Annotated in this window: 1 protein-coding gene; it reads left to right on the top strand. The window is 39.7% G+C overall.

The features are described 5' to 3' along the window. Positions 1 to 142: 142 nt before the first annotated feature. Positions 143 to 1,615 (top strand): ISNCY family transposase, encoded by a 1,473-nt coding sequence (locus G630_RS0117755; RefSeq protein WP_026499368.1) that lies wholly within the window; start codon positions 143 to 145, stop codon positions 1,613 to 1,615. The last annotated feature ends 102 nt before the right edge of the window (positions 1,616 to 1,717 follow it).

Raw genomic sequence — 1,717 nt, 5'->3', positions numbered from 1 at the left:
TAGGCGTTTGCGAAACGCCAAAAGCCGCATAAATACGGCATTTTTCTAGCAATAAAAATGAATAACCCCTCACCGGATATGGTACAATAGAATTGACAAGAAACCACTGACCAACACCAAGAAAGGAGTTATTCTGATATATATGATACCATACAAACAGCTTTCTTTGGCTGATATCTTTGCAGATTGCCAAGATAAACTTGAAAATGACAAACCTGCTTTCCTGTCTCTATTAGAAACACATATCGACCTTGATGAAATTATTCCGATTTCTTTTAGAAATCACTTCTATGCATCAACGGGCAGAGCCCGTAAATACCCTCTAAAAGCAATGCTTTGGGCATTGATAATTCAGCGCATCTTCACTATTCCAACAGATCAGCTTCTCTTAACGTTTCTCGCTTACTCAAAACCGCTTCGTGAATTTTGTGGTTTCACAAAAGTTCCAGACGCTTCCAAGATTACCCGCTTTAAACAGGATTTCCTTGATGATCTACAGCTTGTTTTTGACAAGCTTGTTGATGTTACTGAACCCATCTGCCAAGAGATTGATTCTACCAAAGCAGACATGTCCATCTTTGATTCATCTGGCATTGAAGCTTATGTTATAGAAAACAATCCCAAATACGCCAATCGGGTTATTAAACAGCTCCGGGCTTATGCTAAAGCCATGGGATTTGATAAATCCTATGATCCATATAAAGCTGCATACAGTTCCATGCCTTCGCATGCTTCCGCAAATCCAGAAATCAAGCAGTTATACATAAATGGCCATTTCTGTTATGTCTTCAAGTTTGGTATTGTTACAAATGGCCTTGGGGTTGTCCGTCACATATCCTTCTATAACAAGGATTTTATGTCTTCACATCCGGATATAGTCGTTGAAAAGAAATCCTCTTCTCCTGATGAAGATAAATGCGTTCATGATGCAAAACTACTCATCCCAACGCTTAAAGATTTCTTTGAAAAACACCCACTCATTAATCCCAAAACATTTCTTGGCGATGCTGCATTTGATTCTGCACTCCTGTATCGCCAGCTACTCACAGGTGATACATTTGGCGATGGCAAACACTTCTCAAAGGCATATATACCGCTTAACGCCAGATCCGGCATAAAATATCCGGATTGTAAAGTTAATGCTGATGGCATCCCATGCTGTCCTAACGATGATTCACTCCCTATGAAATATGAGAGTTCTTCCAAAAGGAAGAATGGTCTTGTGCGCTACAAATTTGTATGTCCAAAAATCAAATATGTCTATGACAAAAACACACGTAAATGCCATCGTGAGTGTCAATGTAGCAAACCATGCACCGAGTCACCTTGCGGGCGAATGATACACATATATCCCGAAAAGAATCTTCGTGCCTATCCCGGTGTTCTTCGCGGAACTGAGGAATGGGATAATACCTATAAAATCAGGACCACTGTTGAGCGAGAAATCAATCACATGAAGGATAACTTTTGCTTAGCAAATCGTCGTACACGAAACGAGAAAACTCTGCATGCTGACTTGATACTTGCTGGTATCACACAGCTTATCTCCGTTGTGCTTGCCGACAAGATTCATCATCATGAATACATCAGAAGCCTTAAGCCTCTTATAGCATAGGACTTACCAACTTAATAATGTTTTAGCTTTATTCAAGTGCGCCTAAAACCAGATTTTTTCTAAGTTAAATTGCATGGCTTTCAAAAAATACATTCCGTAATG

It is taken from the genome of Butyrivibrio sp. WCD2001, from assembly GCF_000424485.1.
Classification (GTDB): Bacteria; Bacillota; Clostridia; order Lachnospirales; family Lachnospiraceae; genus Butyrivibrio.
This window is presented reverse-complemented; position numbering and strand designations above follow the sequence as displayed.

What these genes read in the sequence shown, in the direction of transcription:
- G630_RS0117755 (WP_026499368.1), top strand. Translation starts at nt 143, where the DNA reads ATGATACCATACAAACAGCTTTCTTTGGCTGATATCTTTGCAGATTGC.